The 17,514-nt window shown below is 69.2% G+C and carries 13 protein-coding genes; 7 read left to right on the forward strand and 6 right to left on the reverse strand.

The features are described from left to right. Positions 1–87: 87 nt before the first annotated feature. Together QHF83_RS08450 and QHF83_RS08455 are read right to left on the reverse strand one after the other, a co-directional pair. Complete coding sequence (locus QHF83_RS08450; RefSeq protein ID WP_282417250.1) at positions 88–1,752, reverse strand: alpha-amylase family glycosyl hydrolase; 1,665 nt, start codon at positions 1,750–1,752, stop codon at positions 88–90. Positions 1,753–1,758: 6 nt separating this feature from the next. Then, positions 1,759–2,595 (reverse strand): expansin EXLX1 family cellulose-binding protein, encoded by an 837-nt coding sequence (locus QHF83_RS08455; RefSeq protein ID WP_282417251.1) that lies wholly within the window; start codon positions 2,593–2,595, stop codon positions 1,759–1,761. An 85-nt stretch (positions 2,596–2,680) separates the two neighbouring features. Between QHF83_RS08455 and QHF83_RS08460 the strand changes: the two genes are divergently transcribed. Continuing rightward, positions 2,681–4,357 (forward strand): L,D-transpeptidase, encoded by a 1,677-nt coding sequence (locus tag QHF83_RS08460; protein WP_282417252.1) that lies wholly within the window; start codon positions 2,681–2,683, stop codon positions 4,355–4,357. A gap of 84 nt (positions 4,358–4,441) precedes the next feature. Next, positions 4,442–6,502: an FUSC family protein gene (locus QHF83_RS08465; protein ID WP_282417253.1), complete on the forward strand. Its 2,061-nt coding sequence runs from the start codon at positions 4,442–4,444 to the stop codon at positions 6,500–6,502. A 236-nt stretch (positions 6,503–6,738) separates the two neighbouring features. Here the strand turns inward: QHF83_RS08465 and QHF83_RS08470 are convergent, their stop codons facing one another. From QHF83_RS08470 to QHF83_RS08480, 3 genes are all read right to left on the reverse strand, one after another. Next, complete coding sequence (locus QHF83_RS08470) at positions 6,739–7,422, reverse strand: hypothetical protein (protein ID WP_282417254.1); 684 nt, start codon at positions 7,420–7,422, stop codon at positions 6,739–6,741. Between the two features lie 359 nt (positions 7,423–7,781). Next, positions 7,782–8,489: a hypothetical protein gene (locus tag QHF83_RS08475; protein ID WP_282417255.1), complete on the reverse strand. Its 708-nt coding sequence runs from the start codon at positions 8,487–8,489 to the stop codon at positions 7,782–7,784. Positions 8,490–8,907: 418 nt separating this feature from the next. Next, a complete protein-coding gene (locus QHF83_RS08480) occupies positions 8,908–9,774 on the reverse strand; it encodes an alpha/beta hydrolase-fold protein (RefSeq protein WP_282417256.1) in 867 nt (288 codons plus the stop codon). Between the two features lie 256 nt (positions 9,775–10,030). Here QHF83_RS08480 and QHF83_RS08485 point away from each other — a divergent pair, with 256 nt between their 5' ends. The 3 genes from QHF83_RS08485 to QHF83_RS08495 are packed head-to-tail and all read left to right on the forward strand — an operon-like array spanning position 10,031 to position 12,929. Beyond that, positions 10,031–10,324: an acyl carrier protein gene (locus QHF83_RS08485; protein ID WP_282417257.1), complete on the forward strand. Its 294-nt coding sequence runs from the start codon at positions 10,031–10,033 to the stop codon at positions 10,322–10,324. Next, positions 10,321–11,277, forward strand: coding sequence for a class I SAM-dependent methyltransferase (locus QHF83_RS08490; protein ID WP_282417258.1), 957 nt, complete (start codon positions 10,321–10,323; stop codon positions 11,275–11,277). The genes QHF83_RS08485 and QHF83_RS08490 overlap by 4 nt, the downstream gene beginning before the upstream one ends. Continuing rightward, positions 11,274–12,929, forward strand: a complete 1,656-nt coding sequence (locus tag QHF83_RS08495) for an AMP-binding protein (RefSeq protein WP_282417259.1) — start codon at positions 11,274–11,276, stop codon at positions 12,927–12,929. The genes QHF83_RS08490 and QHF83_RS08495 overlap by 4 nt, the downstream gene beginning before the upstream one ends. On the opposite strand, the gene QHF83_RS08500 is transcribed toward QHF83_RS08495, so the two are convergent. Beyond that, positions 12,921–13,547, reverse strand: coding sequence for an alpha/beta family hydrolase (locus QHF83_RS08500; RefSeq protein ID WP_282417260.1), 627 nt, complete (start codon positions 13,545–13,547; stop codon positions 12,921–12,923). The genes QHF83_RS08495 and QHF83_RS08500 overlap by 9 nt on opposite strands. A gap of 97 nt (positions 13,548–13,644) precedes the next feature. Here QHF83_RS08500 and QHF83_RS08505 point away from each other — a divergent pair, with 97 nt between their 5' ends. Next, positions 13,645–14,829, forward strand: coding sequence for an acyl-CoA dehydrogenase family protein (locus QHF83_RS08505; protein ID WP_282417261.1), 1,185 nt, complete (start codon positions 13,645–13,647; stop codon positions 14,827–14,829). Positions 14,830–14,913: 84 nt separating this feature from the next. Then, positions 14,914–17,487: a DUF3344 domain-containing protein gene (locus tag QHF83_RS08510; protein ID WP_282417262.1), complete on the forward strand. Its 2,574-nt coding sequence runs from the start codon at positions 14,914–14,916 to the stop codon at positions 17,485–17,487. Positions 17,488–17,514 lie beyond the last annotated feature (27 nt).

Here is a 17,514-nt window from a genome sequence, read left to right on the forward strand (position 1 = left end):
GCAGCCGAGGAGCGTAGCGGTGCCCCGGACCACGGAAAAGGGTATTTCGTGTCCGGGCATGAATCGGACGATCCGTCGTCCGCGGAATTATCGGCCGAGAATCAGGGCCTCATAAGGACGCAGCACGGCCTCACCTTCGCGAATCGGCAGCGGCGCGGGATACGTGGAGGCCAGGGGGACGTGGCCATCCCCCGGGATCCGCACGCGCCTCGTGGCGTCGTCGAAATGGAGGAGCACGGTGGCGACGTCGTCGCCGAACGTCCGGCGATAAGCGAGGACCTCGGGCGGGAGCACGTGCTCGGGGTAGAGCTCGAGCGCGCCGGCCTGGAGCGCCGGGCGGGTTCTCCGAAGCCGGAGCAGGCGCTTGTAACAATGCAGGATCGACGCGGGATCACGCTCTTCCGCCTCGACGTTGGTGGTCTCCGCGGCGGGGTGCAACGGGAGCCACGGCGTGGCGCCGGGTGCGGTGAAACCCGCGTTTGGCGCGGCGGACCATTGCATCGGCGTGCGGCAGGCATCGCGGTTCAAGAGAACCCCGGCCGCGTGGAGCTTGCGCGCGACGATGTCCGGGAGGAACCGGTACATCCGCGCGAGGGGGTCCTTCGCGGTGGCGAGCGGCAAATCGAGGTCCCGCATGCCGATCTCCTCGCCGTAGTAGACGAAAGGAATGCCGCGGGCCGTGAGCTGCACGGCGACGCTGAGCTTTTCGCGCTCGGGGTGATATCCGAGCCGCTCGCCGCGCCGGGACCGATCGTGGTTGCCGAAGACCCACGTGGGCACGAGCGGCGCCGGCATCTCGCGCTCGAATTCGAGGACGAGCTCACGGAATCCGGCGGCCGTGAACGGCGCGCGCATGGCCTTGAACAGAAACACACTGTGCAGGCCGTCGCCGCCCTCGCAATACCTGCGCAGCTCGCTCGGCTGCCCGAAGACCTCGCCGACCATGAATCGCGGCGGATCCTGGAATTCGTCGACCACGCGCCGGAGCGTGCGGGCGAAGGCGATGGTCTCCGGGTGGTGGAGCGTGCGCCGGTACGATTGCAAAAACCCGTCCGGATCGTCCTCGGTCGGGAGGAGGCGCGTCGAGAAGGGGTTGTCCTCGAAGCGTTCGTCCTTGAAGAGCGCGTGAAAGATATCGAGCCGCAGGCCGTCGAAGCCGAATGCGAGCCATCGCCGCACGACGCCGAGCATGGCCTCCTGGACCTCGGGGTTGCGATAATCGAGGTCGGGCTGGAACGGCAAGAAGCTCGCCCAGTACCATTCCTGCGTGCGTTCGTCCCAGTGCCAGCCGCGCGGCCCGACGAGGGAGCGCCAGTTGTTCGGGGGCGCCTTGCCGCCGGGCTTTCTGCCGGGCCGCCAGAGATAAAAGTTTCGTTTCGGGTTCGTCCGGCTGGAACGGGATTCGCGGAACCAGGGGTGTTCGATCGAGGTATGGTTCAGGACCATGTCCGCGACGACGCGCATCCCGCGCGCGTGCGCCTCGTCGAGCAGGCGCCGCACGTCGTCGCGCGTGCCGTACTCGGGGGCGACGGCGTCGTAATCGGAGACGTCATAGCCGAGGTCCTGCTGGGGGCTCCCGTAAAACGGGCAGATCCAGAGCGTCTCGACGCCGAGATCCTGGAGATAGTCGAGCTTCCGCACGATCCCCGGCAGATCCCCGATTCCGTCGCCGTTCGTATCGAGGAACGAGCGGGGGTAGATCTGGTAGACGGTGGTCCGCGCCCACCAGGGCGGAAGCTCGGCTCTTTGCATGTCGTTTCACATCCCGCAGGCGGGGAACTGCCCCTGTCCGGGCGCATCGCCGGCCTCGATGAAGGGGATCCCGCTGTCTTCGAGCACGCTGCCGTAGACGTCGGTCACGCGGACCGTGTACGGCCCCGGGCCCATGCCCTCGTCCTCGACGAAATAGTTGTAATCGAGCCGCTGGACCTCGTGCCAGGCGCCGTCGTCGCTCTTCCACTCGAACTTGGCAATGGCATTCCGGTGGTTGCGGATCTGCACCGCGGTCCACCACTGGTTCGAGCCTTCCTTGAAATGGTAGACGATCGGCCCGAGGTTGTTGCAAGGGACGAACTGCCAGGAGATCGCGATCCGGCCCTCTTCGAGCGGCGCGAGCATCGCGAACGCTTCGGGCGAGAGGTCGATGTCGCCGTGCACGCACTCGGGGCAAAGATCGACGATACGCACCGTCGCCTCGCCGTTCGGCCCCTTCACCTGCGCGCAAGCGCCGCAGACGCCCGAATTGGCGTAATCCTCGGCGTTCATGGCCCCGACGAGCAGCGGAGACTCGGCGGAGACGTCGAAGCTGCACGCGCCGGAGCCGTTCGCGGCGTAATAAGTGCCTTCGCCCTCGAAGGTCGGCGCATCGTCACACGCCCCGAACCCGGAGCCGGTGCTGCCCGCGCCCGAGCCGCCATTGCCGCCGCCGTTGCCGCTCCCGCCGCTCCCGCTGCCGCCGTTGCCGCTCCCGCCGCTGCCTCCGTCACCATCTCCGCCGCCGCTGCTGCCGCTGCCGCATCCGACGACGAGCGCGAGGGCCGCCGCGAGGCCTACACCATAGGAAATGCCGAGGGATCGGATGGTTCGATAAGCCATGCCGCGACGGTACCACCGCGGCGGCGCGCCTGTCCATCCGGCAGGAACTTGGCCCGCGCGTCCGAGGCCTGTTAGCGGGCCGTTCATGCGGGCCTCATCGTTCCTCGCCACCGTGGCCATCGCGAGCCTCGCGACGGGTTGTCCGTTGCTCGAGCCGAGCGTAGGCCAGGAATTGGCCTCCCCCGCGCCGGATTCTCTCCCGAAACCCGCGCCACTGCCCGCCCTCGTCGCACCGACGCCCGCCCCCGCGCCGCCCCCTACCCCGCAGGCGGCCGCGCCCGCAGCCGCGCCGCCCGCCGAGGCGACCGTCGATACGCCGGATCTCCCGCCGGATCCGGCCGCGCCCGCGGATCTCGCGCTCACCGAACCCGAAGCGCCCGCCGTGCCCGAGGAGCCGGAAGAGCCGATCGAGACGGTGAAAGAGCCGCCGAAGAAGCCCGAGGCCGAGATCTTCGAGCTCGCGAGCATCGCGAAAGAGACCTGGATCTACGCCGAGCCCCGCTGGCGGAGCCGTCGCATCGGGTATCTGCGGGCCGGCGCGATCGTCGAACGCGACGAAAAACCGAAGAGCCGCGCGAATTGCGAAGGCGGCTGGTACCACATCAAACCGCGCGGTTACGTGTGTGTCGGGACGAACGCGACGCTCGACATTCATCACCCGGTGGTGGAAGCGGCCGCGACGCGGCCTTCGCGCGACGGTTTGCCCTACACGTACGTGATGTCGCGGAATCCGCCGCCGCATCTTTACGCGCGCCTCCCGACCGACGCCGAGCTGCGCGTCGTCGAGCCGGATCTCGCGAGCCATCTCCGCAAGGTGGCGCAAACAGCGCTCGATCCGCAATTCGTCCCGCCCCCGCCGCCCGATCCCACGCCGGGCGCCTTGCTCTACGGCCTCGCGGCGCCGCCGCTCGCCGGCGTGTCCCGCGGAGCCGATACGCTCGTCGTGGGGCGCGCCAAGGGCCGGTCGGGGTTTGCCTTGCTGTCGACGTTCGATCACGAGGACCGTCGTTATGGCCTGACGACGGAGCTCGCCGTCCTTCCGCTCGATCGCACGCGGGTCATCCGGACGTCGCCGTTCCAGGGTTTGCCCCTCGACGAGGTGACCTTGCCAGTGGCCTTCGTGAAGAGCCGGCACGCGATGCGATACACGTCGGGCAGCGGCGGCCTCGGAGGCGCCACGAAGCTCGGCCATCGCGAGGCCGTGCCGCTCACGGGGAAATCGATCCGCTCGGGCGGCGCGACCTACCTCGAAGCGCGCGACGGCTCGTGGGTGCGCGAGGATCAGGTGGTGCGGATCGATCCGATGACGCGGCCGCCAGGCTGGGCGCTCGCGGGGCAAAAATGGATCGATGTTTCGATCCTGAAGCAGAGCCTCGTGGCCTACGAGGGGACGAAGCCGGTCTACGTGACGCTCGTGAGCACGGGCGCCGACGGGCTCGGCGATCCGAAGAAGACGCATTCGACGATCCAGGGCGTCTTCCGCATCCACACGAAGCACGTCAGCGTGACGATGGACGGCGACGAGGTGGGCGACGAGTTCGACCTGCGCGACGTGCCGTTCGTGCAGTACTTCAACGAAGGCTACGCGCTCCACGCGGCCTACTGGCACGACGATTTCGGGACGCCCCGGAGCCACGGCTGCGTGAACCTCGCGCCGAGGGACGCCGCATGGCTGTTCGGCTGGACAACCCCGGAGGTGCCCGCGACGTGGCACGCGGGGCTCTCGCTGCGGAGCGGGACGGTCGTGTATACGCATCCGTGACCGCTCGCGGCGGGACGGTCCTTCCGTAGACGACAGCGCTTCGCGGCGACGCGCGACCCGCGCTACCCTCTCGTACTCCTCGCGATGCGGCTTCGTGCTCTCCTCGGCTCGCCCGGTCCGATCACGCTGGCGGTGCCCGACCTCGCGCGCGGGTTTCGCGCGGCGCTCCTGGTGCTGCCCGCGTTTTATCTCGCGTCGACGTACGCGCACCCGGAGCTCACGTGGACGGCGCTCGGCGGCTGGCTCGGCACCCTGGCCGACCCGGGCGGCTCGCGCGCGACCCGCGCGAAGGCCCTCGCCGCCTTCGCGATCGCCGGGGCCGCGGCCGTCGGGCTCACGGAGGCCTCTGCGGGCTCGCCCGTGCCGTCGACGCTCATGCTCGCGGGGATCGCGTTCGCCGCGGGGCTCGCGCGCGCCGCGGGGCCCACGGCCTCGCTCGTCGGGCTGATGGTCGCGCTCGCCGTGGCCATCGCAGCCGGACACCCATCGCTGATGCCGCTGCGCGACGCCCTGTATTTCGGCCTGGGCGCGACGCTCGCCGTCCTGATCTCCTCGGTGGTATGGCCCGTCTGGACGCACCTTCCCGTGCGTCGCTCGCTCGCGCGCGTGTACGAGGAGCTCGCCGCCTACGCGTTCGCGGCCGGAAGCGCGGCGATGCTCGAAATCCCGCGCGACGATCCGTCCTGGAGCGCGCTCCTCCGGCAACACCACCGGCGCATCCGCGACGCGCTCGAAGCCGCGCGGGAAATGGCGCTCGCGATGCGCGCGCGCCGCGAGGGAGACACGCGGCTCGGCCGCAACACGAGCCTGCTCCTCGGAGCAGCGGAGGCGCAGTTCCCGCGGCTCAGCACGCTCGTGCACGAGCTCGAAGCGCTCCCCAAGGAGGCGCGCGCCGAGCTCGCCATGCACCTCGCGGAGGTCACCACCGCCTATGCCGAAATCAACCGTATCCTCGGGGCACGCGCGCTCCGTTCACGCCCGAAGGCGCGGCCCACCCCGCGCACGTCCGCGGCTGGTGGAGCGACATCGAGGGCAGGCGCGCTCGCCGCGCACCTCGCGTCGGAGTCGCGCGCCGCGCTCGAGCTCACGAAGCACATCGACGAGCCGCTCGGGGCGACCGCGCTCGAATACGCGCCGCTGCCTCCACGCGCGGACGAGCGCGCGCCCCTGGGAAAGCTCCGCACGGGCCTGCGCGCGATACGCGACGCGCTCTGCCCGCAATCCGTCCTTTTGCATCACGCCGTTCGATCCGCGTGCGCCGTCGCCGCGGCGTCCATCGCGGGCGCCCTCGCGTTCCCGCGCCATTCCTACTGGGTCACCCTGACGACCCTCGTCATCCTGCAACCTCATATCGGCGCAACGCTCGAGCGCGCGCTCGAGCGTGTCGTGGGGACGGTGCTCGGCTGCATCCTCGCGGCCACGATCACGCTCACCGTTCGATCGCCGATCGTGCTCACCACGCTCATGGTCCCGCTGCTCGTGGCCGCCGTCGCGACGCAGCCGCAGAGCCGCGGCCTCTTCACGGTGTTCCTCACGCCGGTGTTCGTCCTGCTCGCGGAGCGTCACCTCGGCGATTGGGAGACCGCGGCGGAGCGCGTGGCCGCCGTGGCCCTCGGGGGTGTCATCGCGGTCGTGGCCGGCACGATCTTGTTGCCCTCGTCCGAGCGAAAACGTTTGCCGGACGCGCTCGCGTCGATGCTCGGCGCCGTCTCGTCCTACGCGCACGTGGTGCTGACGTCGGCGCCGGACCGAGGGGCGCCGGGCGCAGCAGACCGCGTGGCGACGGCGCGGCGGGCGGCCGGCGTGGCGCTCGGCGAAGCGGACGTCTCGCTGGAACGCCTGCTCGCGGAGCCCCTGGGCGACAAGAAAGCCGCGGCGGACGCAATGCTCCTCGTGACGTACGTGCGGCGGCTCGGCTCGGCGCTCACGGCGACCGATATGCTGGTGAAGGAAGCGCCCCCGCAGGCGGACGAGCTCGAGCGCGTCGACGCCTACGTCGCGGCGGTGCTACGGGCGGCCGAGGCGCACGTGCGCGGCAAGCGTCCCGAGCACGTGGCGACCGCGCCCGAAATCGTGGATCACGACCCGCTCGAACGGGTGGTGCGCTCGGCCGGGCTCGTGGCGAGCCTGGCCAGGCAGGATTGAGGGCGCGCATCCGCCTCCGCCCGGCGTCATCGTCGGCGCCATGGGAGATCGTCGCGATTTGCGGAAGGCACGCCCTGCAAGCGGGGGCACGTGCAATGCAACGCGTGGCTGTTCGGCTGGCGCCACGGAGCGGGACGGTCGTCCATCCCCATCCGTGAGCTCGGCTGGTGCGGAGCGGTCGAAGGGCGAAGAGCCCCCGCGGGGCCCGGGGCGGCGGCCGGCGCGGCGGCTCGTGATCAGGGGCAGGCGGTGATGTCGAGCTCGCCGATGGCGAACGGCCGCTCGCTTTGATCGTAGACGTTCGCTTCGGTGGTCGCGGTCACGCTCCAGCCGTAGGACAGGATTTCGCCCGTCGCCTCGTCCGTGTAAAGCCGCAGGTAGGCCGAGCCGGCGATGTTCGGCGTGAAGCCGCTGGCCGAGCGGCGGCTGTCGGGGAACGCCGTGTTCTGGCCGTGCTCGCTGCCCGTGGAGTCGGCGATCGGCAGCGCCCACTGCCTCTGCCCCGTGCGGTACGGCGTGTAGAACCCGGCCGGCGGCGTGATGTCGATCGGCTCGCCGATGACCACCGCGGCATGGCCGGTGTACGACTCGGTGGCGTTGATCGCGATGATGTGGCCCGCCTCGACGTCCGCGATGTTCGTGATCTCGACGAAGTTGCTGCCCTCGGTGATGTCTTCGTACCACTGCGAGGCGCTCAGGGTCGAGGAGCCGAAGCAGTACAGCCACTTGCTGCTCGTCCAGGCGAGAGCGTTCTTGACCGCCTTGGTGACGAAGCTGCCGCCGTTGCCCGTGCTCGTGGGGATGAGGGCCACCGCATGAGAGGAGATGGAGGCGTTGAGCACGGGATCGGCTTCCGCGTCCGAGGGGAAGCAGAGAGCCGTCGCGATCGCAGCAGCACCCAAAAGACCGAGCTTATTCATGTTCACACCTCAGGAGGAACGACCGTGGTGGTCGTCAGGAAAGAGAACGATGGTCAACCGGCGAGTGGGCATCAGGAAGTTGCAATATGCGCACTCGATAGACCGCATCGTGTATACACCTATATCGATGCGAAGGCTATGGTGGTTGTGGGAGGGGCGTTCTATTTCTTCATCCGCCGTCGGAGCGAAAGCGCCTGCCGGACGCGCGTACGTCCCGCTCGCACGCGTGGTGCGCTTAGCGGGCTCGTGGCGAGCTTGGTTGGATGGGATCGAATGAAAACGCTCCCAGGAGGGCGCGACCTGCGGGGCGCGCCCTGGGAGCGTTGAGCCATGCGACTGGGCGCGTGGCTGAGATTCGTTCAGGGGGCGACCGTGAGCTCGCCGATGGCGAACGGGCGCTCGCTCTGATCGTAGATGTTGAGGTCGTTCGTCGCGGTGATGCTCCAGCCGTAGGACAGGATCTCGCCCGTCGTGGCGTCCGAGTAGAGCCGAATGTAGGCCGTGCCGGGGACGTTGGCCGTGAAGCCGCTGGCCGAGCGGCGGCTATCGGGGTACGCCGTATTCTGGCCGTGCTCGCTGCCCGTGGAGTCGGCAATCGGCACCGCCCACTGCTTCGTCCCCGTGATGTACGGCGTGTAGAACGCGTTCGGCGGCGTGATGTCGATCGGCTCGCCGATGATCACGGCGGCATGGCCGGTGTACGACCCGGTGGCGTTGATCGCGAAGACCTGGCCCGCGTCGACGTCGTTGATGTTGTCGACCTCGACGAAGTTCGAGGGCGCGCCACCGCCCGGCGGGACGATTTGCTCGTACCACTTCTGGGCGCTCAGGGTCGAGGTGCCGAAGTAGTACAGCCACTGGCTGCTCGACCAGCCGAGCGCGTCCTTGACCGCCTTCGTGACGAAGCTGCCGCCGTTGCCGGTGGTCTTGGTGCTGTCGTTCTGGTACGCGATCACCAGGTCCAGCGCCGAGCCCGAAACGTCGCCGTCGCCCGTGGCTCGCGCGTCCGAGGAAAAGCAGAACGCCGTCGCGACCGCAGCAGCACCGAAGAGAGCGAGCTTATTCATGTGCGCACCTCAGGAAGAACGACCCTATTGGTCGCCAGGAAAATGGAACGATGGACAACCGAGAGTGGGCATCTTCCAAATCGTGGGATGCGCACTCGATAGGCGGCTCGTGTATACCTCAACGTCAAGGCAAAGGTCAAGCGCCAATCTGGAAATCGATACGCGCTCAAACGACCCCTCACCCGGGTGCGCCGGCAGCACGAAGTCGACGTGATGCAGCGCGCCGTTGCCGTGGGCACATGCGACGACGGGGCGCTGGGCGGAGCATCCTATAGATGAGACGTGGGGCGATGCCCGGAAGAGACGTCTCGCGCCCGCAACGTACACTACACGTGCGCCCGCGCGCGATCCCGGTGACGCGTAGACACCTACGCGTGCCGGTTCCACGGCCAGAACGCGGGCGGCGAAGGCACGCAGCTCAGCCTCCGTCCCTCGCCTCCGTCTTCTTCCTCGCATAGAGCAGCCGCAACGCATGCACGGCGCCGACATGGTAAACGGTACCATGCGCCTCCGCCGGAAGCGGTACATAATGCCATATCAGCCCCGCGGGCGCATGCTGGCGCAGGATTCCGGCCATCCGCTCCGTTTCCGCGGTATTGTCCTCGACGCCGCCGACCGTCAGGTACAGCGTCTTGCCCTGCGCCGATAGCGCCTTCAAGCGCGGCTCGGCCCGCGCGAGCAGGAAACCATCGTTCCACCAAAGGCTCGGGCTCACCGCGATGTACGTCCCGAACAACGCGGGATCATCGAAAAACGTCTCCAGGACGAACAGCCCCGCCAGCGATTCCCCCATGAGCCCGCGTTCCCCGCTACTCCGATAATCACGCTCGATCCGCGGCACGAGCTCGTTCTTCAGGAAGGCGCGGAACCTGGCCGAGCCGCCGACACGCGGCGCGATCGCCTTGTCCTTCTCGTTCTCCGTGGGGCCCGTGAGGTCACGCCTTCGCTCGGTGTTTTCGATTCCGATGACGATCACCGGCCTCATGATCTCGTTCGCCACGGAGACCTGGACGATGCCGGTGATATGGTGAAAATCCTCCGCCGCGCCGCCGTCGAGCAGATACATCACGGGATATCGCTCGCGGCTCTCCGCATACCCCGGCGGCAGGTACACCGTGATCCGACGCTTTTCGCCGAGCGCGGCCGAGTCCATGATGAACGATTGACCAATGACGATGGCGTCGTCCTGCGGCGCGGGCGCGTGGCTCGGCTCGGGAGAGCGGGCGGCGCAGCCGAGGAGGGGCATGCAGGAGGCGAAGGTCACCGCAAAGAGGAGGTGGCGCATGGGGGCGCCACCATACCCTCGTCGCTCGCGCCACGAAAGCTCACGCTCGGGTCGCCGTCGCACCACGCGTCCACCGTGCCGGCAATGTTTCGCCTGGGCCAGACGGCCGCGCCAATGCTGCGCGAGCAAGATCCGCGCGAATTGGGCATTGGCTGCACACGCGCCGGGTCGTTCGACCTCCATCCGGAGACATACAGCGTGGCCCCCGTCTTGCCAGGCGCCATGCCCCGTAATTTTCGGCACCAAGGAGCTTCTCGTGGCTACCAATCTTTCCATTCCCGACGCCATCGCCAATGACGTCCGCCGTATCATCGCCGAGACCCTCCGCCTCCCCGTGGAGCAGGTGGCGCTCGACGCGCGGCTCGACGAGGCGCGCCTCGGCATCGATTCCCTCGGGCTCATCAAGCTGAACGTCGCGCTCGAAGAGGCGTTCGACATCACGCTGCCCGATTTCACCACGCCCGAGCAGCCGCACATCCGCTCCGTGGGCGACGTGGCCGCGCTCGTCGCACAGAAGGTCTCCGCCCAGGCGAACGGAGGTGCCCGATGAGCTCCACCGCGCATACCCACCCCGAGCGCGAGGCGATGGAGCGCTCGCCCGCGGAGCAACGCGAGCACGAGCGCCGCGTCGTGGCCGAGCACTACCAGCACGACGTCGAGATCTTCTCGATGGTGCTCGATAGCCGCCTCGCATACGCGACCGGCGTCTTCGTGAGCCCCGACGAGGACCTCGAGACCGCGCAGGCACGCAAATTCGCCCGCATTCAGGCCAAGCTCGACATCCAGCCCGGCGAGCGTGTCCTCGACGTCGGCTGCGGGTGGGGCAGCAATCTCCTCTACCTCGCCGAGCATACCCAGGGCGAATTCTTCGGGATCACCCTCAGCGAGCGGCAACGCGAGGAGGCGCTTCGCCGCGCGCGCCTCGCCGGCGTCGCGGACCGCGTGCACATCGACGTCGAGCACATCGAGGATCTCGCCCTCGAACCCGCCTCGTTCGACGTGGTGCTCTTCAGCGGCAGCATCGTCCACATGCACAACCGCGAGGAGATCCACCGCACGGTCGCCCGGCTCCTCCGCCCCTCCGGGCGCTTGCTCATCTCCGATTGTTATTATCCGGCCGAGCACCGCGGAGATCGCGAGAGCACGGCGACCGATTACATCTTCGTCGAGGCGCTCGGGTATTGTCGTCTGCTCCACCTGAGCGAGGAGCTCGCCTTCATCGAGCGCGCGGGGCTCGACATCTGCCACGTCGAGGATCTCACGAGCTCGTACGCGCTCACGCTGGAGCGCTGGATCGACAACGTGCGCAAGAACCGCCGCCGCATCGAGGCGATCTCGCCGGGGTTCTCGCGGCTCCTGCAGCAATACATGACCGTCGCCAAGCTCTCGTTCGCGCGGCGCACGGCGCTCGAATACATGATCCTGGCGACGCGGGGCCGGCCGCGGGTCGAGTCCGCGTGGTTCCCCATCGTCCCGCCCGCGCGTGAAAAGGGGGCGAGATGAACACGAGGACCATCGCCGGGCTGCTCCGCCGCCGCGCCGGATCGAGGAGCGACGCGATCGCCATTCGATTCAAGGAGGATCCGGGGTTCGAGGCGTGGACCTGGCTCCGATTCTGGGAGGAAGCCGTGCGCGTCGCGGCCGGGCTTCACGAGTCCGGCGTGCGGCCCGGGGACCGCGTGCTCGTGCTCGTGCCCGAGGTGAAGGCCGCGGTCACGACGCTCTTCGGGATCTGGTCGCTCGGCGCGGTGCCCATTCCCATCGGGCTGCCGTTCCGGTTGACCGATATCGAGGGTTTCCTCGAGCAGCTCCGCAAAACCGCGGAAAGGCTCTCGGCGCGGGCGCTCGTCACCTCGCGCGCGCTCACGGCCTTCGCCGGCGCGCGGGGGCCGGTCCGGGTCCTCTGCGCGGAGGAGCTGTCGATCACGCCGCACGGGTTTTCGCCCGATCCCGACGCGGCGCCCGGACCCGCGTTGATCCAGCTCACGAGCGGGAGCACGGGGCATCCGCGCGGCGTCGTCCTCGGGCACGAGCGGCTGATGCTGCACATGGCGTGCATGAGCGAGGCGCTGCCGAGCCACGCGGAATCGGTGGCCGTCTCGTGGCTACCGCTGCACCACGACATGGGCCTCATCGGCGGGCTGCTCTTTCCGTTCTACAATGGGTTCGTCGCGAACATGCTCGGGCCGCAGGATTTCCGGGCGCGGCCGCTCGCCTGGCTGGAGGCGATGTCCTCGCTGCGGGCGACGATCTGCGCGGCGCCGCCCTCGGCCTATGCGCTCGTCCTGCGGCTCGCGCGGCGCGCGGCGGAGGCGGGGCTCGACCTTCGGCCCTGGGAATGCGCGATGATCGGCGCGGAGCCCATTTCACCCGGGCTCTTGCGGCGCTTCGCCGAGGCCTTCGGCCCCGTGGGGTTCCGCGCGGAGGCGTTTTTCCCGGTGTATGGCCTCGCCGAGGCCACCGTCGCCGTGAGCTTTCCGAAGCTCCTTTCGCCGTCGCGCTTCGCGGTCGTGGATCGCGGAATGCTCGAGCAGACCGGGCGCGCCGTCGCGACCGAGCCGGGCCCGCACGCGCTCGAGCTCGTCTGCGTGGGAAAACCGATTCCGCGGACGGACGTGCGTATCACGGGCGAACGCGGCGAGGCCCTGCCCGAGCGGCACGTGGGCGAGATCGAGGTCCGCGCGCCGACCTTGATGCACGAATACCTCGACGATGCGGCGGCGACCGCGGCGGTGTTCCGGGACGGCTATCTGCGCACGGGAGATCTCGGGTATCTCGACGAGGGCGAGCTCTTCGTCACGGGGCGGAAGAAGGACCTCATCATCAAGGGCGGGCACAACCTGCTTCCCTCGGTGATCGAGGAGATCGTCTCCGAGGTCGAGGACGTGCGGAGCGGGTGCGTCGTGGCCGTCGGCGTACGCGCGGAGGCGGACGAGACCGAGCTCGTGTACGTGATCGCGGAGACGAAGCTCGATCCAACCGCCCACGACGCGCTCGGCGAGCGGGTACGCGCCGCGCTGCTCTCGCATGGGATCGGGATCGATCGCGTGATGTTCCTGCCCCCCGGGACCTTGCCGAAGACCACGAGCGGCAAGCTGCGGCGGCGCGCGGTCGCCGAGGCGCTCTCGCAAGGACGCTCGCTCGAATCAACCTGACGGGCGCGCGACGAATCCGGAAATCTTCTCCATCATCGTCTCCAGGTGCTCCGCGAGAGAATGGTTTGCCCCGGGGATCACCTCCAGCGTGACCGGGCCGGGAAGCTCGCGCGCGAGCGTGCGGACCGCTTCGATGTCGCCCCATTCGTCGCGATCGCCCTGGATCAGGAGCAGGGGCTTCCGTGTCTCGCGGAGATAGGAAAAATCGTAGACGTTGATGGGGATCCCGATGCCGATCAGCGCCTCGGCCCGCGGATCCGAGGCGCCGACGCGCAGGCCGACCCAGGCGCCGAAGGAGTACCCGGCGACGAGGAGGCGGGGGTGCTCGGGGGCGAGAAAATCGAGCGCCGCGCGGGTATCGTCGACCTCGCCCACGCCGTCGTCGAAATGGCCCTCGCTCGCCTCGACGCCCCGAAAATGGAAGCGCAGGACCGTGGCCCCCGCGGCGTGGAGGGCGCGCGTGGCCCGGGAAACGACCTTGTTGTAGAAAGTGCCGCCGAAGCGCGGGTGCGGATGGCAAACCACGGCCGCCGCCCTCGCGCTCGGGTGGCGCTTGAGCACGGCCTCGATGCGGCCAGCCGGGCCAGGAAGGAAAAATGTGCCGTCAGGGGGGCGCATGCTGCATCCATAACACGCGGATTGTCGCGATCGTGAGGGCGCGCGCCGCGACGCCCCTTCCCCGCGCTCGCCATCCGGGCTACACACGCCCGAGACCATGACGCCCCAAGAGCCGCTCTCGCTCGACGCCCTCATCGCCATCGACGGCCTCCTCACGGACGAGGAGCGCATCATCCGCGACACCGTGCGCAGGTTCGTGCGCGAGCGGTATCTGCCGCGCGCCGCCGAGCTCTTCGCGAAGGAGCAGTTCCCGCAAGACCTCATCCCCGAGATCGCCGCGATGGGCCTGCTCGGCGCCTCGCTCCAGGGATACGGCTGTGCCGGCATGAATGCCGTCTCCTACGGGCTCGCGCTCGCCGAGCTCGAGTACGGCGACAGCGGGCTCCGGAGCTTCGTCAGCGTCCAGGGTTCGCTCGCGATGTACCCGATCTGGCGCTTCGGGTCCGAGGAACAGAAAAACAAATACCTGCCGAAAATGGCCGCCGCCGAGCTCATCGGCTGCTTCGGCCTCACCGAGCCGGACGCGGGCAGTGATCCCGGATCGATGAAGACGCGCGCGCGGCTCGACGGCGATTCGTACGTGCTCACGGGGACGAAGATGTGGATCACGAGCGCGCCGATCTGCGATCTCGCCGTGGTATGGGCGAAGGTCGACGACGGCGACGCCTCGTCCATCCGCGGGTTCATCGTCGAGCGCGGGACGAAGGGCTTCGAGACGCCCACGATCCACGGCAAGATGAGCCTGCGCGCGAGCCCGACGGGCGAGATCGTGCTGAACGAGGCGCGCGTGCCCAAGGAAAACATGCTCCCCGGCGTGGTGGGGCTCAAGGGGCCGCTCTCCTGCCTCACGCAAGCGCGCTTCGGCATCTCCTGGGGCGCGCTCGGCGCCGCGCGCGCCTGTTACGAAGCCGCGGTCGCGTACACGCGCGAGCGCGTGCAGTTCGGAAAACCCGTGGCGGCGAAGCAGCTCGTGCAGGAGCAAATCGTGGAGATGGCCATGGACATCGCGAAAGGCCAGCTCCTCGCGCTGCATTACGGTCGTCTCAAGGACGCCGGCGCCATCACGCCCGTTCAGGTCTCCTTCTGCAAGAAGAACAACGTGGGCCTCGCGCTGCGCGCCGCCCGCAAGGCGCGCGGCCTGCTCGGAGGGAACGGGATCCTGCTCGACTACCCCGTCATAAGGCACGCGCTGAACCTGGAGAGCGTCTATACCTACGAAGGCACGGACGAGGTGCACACGCTGATCCTGGGGAGCGCGCTGACCGGCCATAACGCATTCTGAGCGAGCCCCGAAGGCCGCGATCTCGCCCAAAAAGAATGCGCTGGGCGGGCGACCTCTGGCATGATGGAATGCGAGGTCCTTGCCATGTCCACGCGCTCTCCTTCTCCGCCCCGGCGTAGCTTTGTCGGCCGGGCCGGCCTCGCCGCCCTCGTCGGCGCAGTCGCCTTCGCCACCCTCCCCGCCGGAACGGCCCTCGCCGCCCCCAAGCTGCGAAAGCAGTTCGACGGTCACGGCGATTTCAAGCTGATCGGCAATACGCTCGGGTACGAGTGCGGCAACGTGGGGGTCGCGCCCGTCATCGGCGAGGTGGTCTGCAACGGCAGCGGCGACGGCGCCCCCGATATCCACTGGCGCGCCGACGAGCCCGCCCTCGGCAGCGCCAGCGCCTCCGAGAGCGTCACCGTCGCCGATCAACGCTCGACCGCCGCGCTCACGCTGCCGCCCGGCGCGACCGTGACCTACGCCCGCCTCTACTGGGGCGCGCGCTGGGACAACAATGGCATGCCCGACACGAGCGTGACGCTCGAGCGCCCCGGCTCGTTTTCCCCCCAGGTGATCACCGCCGACGACAGCCTCGTGAGCACGAACGTCTCGGGCGGCGTGACCGAGTATTTCTACCAGTCGACCGCGGACGTGACCTCACTCGTGGCGACCCAGGGCGCGGGCGCGTACCGGCTCTCCGGCGTCGACTCGATCAGCTTCGTCGGCCTCGTGCAGGACCGGCTCTTCGCCGGGTGGTGGCTCGTCGTGTTCTACGAGCTGCCCTCGGAGAAGCCGCGCCACCTTGCGCTGCACGACGGCTTCGATCGGATCGGCGTCACGCCGCAGACGCTCGCGCTCTCGGGCTTCACCGTCCCCGGCGCGGCCATCGACGGCAAGCTCGCCGTCATCGCCTACGAGGGCGACGTCGCGAGCTCCGCCGGCCAGAACGATTACCTGCGCTTCGGCACGGGCGTGCTCAGCGCCGCCAACGACATCGTCGACGCGCAGAACCCCACGGGAAACTTCTTCAACGCCTCGCGATCGTGGCTCGGCGCCGCCGTCTCGACGGACGGCGATCTGCCGAAGCTCACGGGCGGGCCCGGCAGCATGAGCGGGATCGATCTCGACGTGGTCGACATCTCCACGAAGATCACGGCCGGCCAGAAGACCGCGAACGTGCAGGTCGGCAATGCTTCGGGCGCGAACGATGTCTTCTGGATCGGCGGCTTCGTCTCGTCGATCGCCACGCTCCTGCCCGATTTCTCGACCTCGACGAAGACCGCGTCGGACGTGAACGCCGGCAAGCTCGTCGTCGGCGACGAGCTCGAATACGCGATCGCCGTGACGAACAGCGGCAACGACACGTCGATCAACACGCGCCTCGACGATCAGCTGCCCGTGGGCGTGTCGTTCGTCCCGGGCTCGCTCGAGATCGTGCAAGGGGCCAACGCGGGCCCGAAGACGGAGCAGGCGGGCGACGATCAGGGCGAGTACATCGCCGCGACGCGCACGGTCACGGTGCGCCTCGGCGCGGGCGCGAACGCGGTTGCGGGCGGCGAGATGGCCCCGGGCGAGACGGCGCTCGTGCGCTTCCGCGTGAAGGTCGAGCCGAACGCGCCCGCGACCCTGTCGAACCAGGCGACGGTCAGCGGCGAAGGCAAGCAAGGCGCGCCGTACACGTCCTTCCCGACCGACGGCAACGGCGTGTCGCCCGGCAATCCGCCCACGGTCGTGGTGATCGAGGAGTGCACGACGAACGCCGATTGCGGCGGCGCGACGCCGATCTGCGACACGTCGAGCGACCCGAACGAGTGCGTGGGCTGCACCGAGGACAGCCACTGCCCCGGCGACAAACCGGTCTGCGACCCGGCGCCAAAGCAGTGCGTCTGCGTGCCCTCGGGCATGGAGACGTGCGACACGATCGACAACGACTGCGACGGGACGATCGACGAGGGCTGCAACGACAGCGACGGCGACGGGCTGCCCGACGACGTGGAGACGATGCTCGGCACGGACCCGACCGACGCCGACACCGACAACGACGGCGTGCCCGACGGGCAAGAGCCGCTGCCCGGCGACGACACCGATGGCGACGGGCTCATCAACGCGCTCGATCCGGACAGCGACGGCGACGGGCTCTTCGACGGCACGGAGATGGGCCACGACTGCAGCGGTCCCGGGACGAACCCCGCCGCAGGCAACTGCGTGCCCGATGCGGACATGGGCGCGACGACGACCGATCCGCTCGACCCCGACACGGACAACGGCGGCGTCCCCGACGGCGAGGAGGACAAGGACAAGGACGGCGCGGTCGATCCGGGGGAAGGAGACCCGAATGAGCCGAGCGACGACACGGTCTCCTCGGGCACCGGCGGCATGGGCGGCGCAGGTGGCGCAGGTGGCGCAGGTGGCGCAGGCGGTATGGCTGGCGCAGGTGGCGCAGGCGGCGCAGGTGGCGCAGGCGGTATGGCTGGCGCAGGTGGCGCAGGTGGCGCAGGCGGAAGCGGCGGACAAGGCGGAGCCGCAGGCAGCGGCGGAGAAACGCCTCCCAGCGGCTTCGTGATCACCGGCGGCGCGTGCTCGACCGGCAAGGCGCCGTCGTCGACGGATCCGCTCGCCTGGGCCCTCGGCCTCGCGGGCGCGGCGCTCGCGCTGCGAAGGCGCCGGAGCCGTTAGCCCGACCCCGGTCCCCCTCTCCCCCAT

Source organism: Polyangium sp. 15x6 (assembly GCF_029960785.1).
Classification (GTDB): Bacteria; Myxococcota_A; Polyangia; order Polyangiales; family Polyangiaceae; genus Polyangium.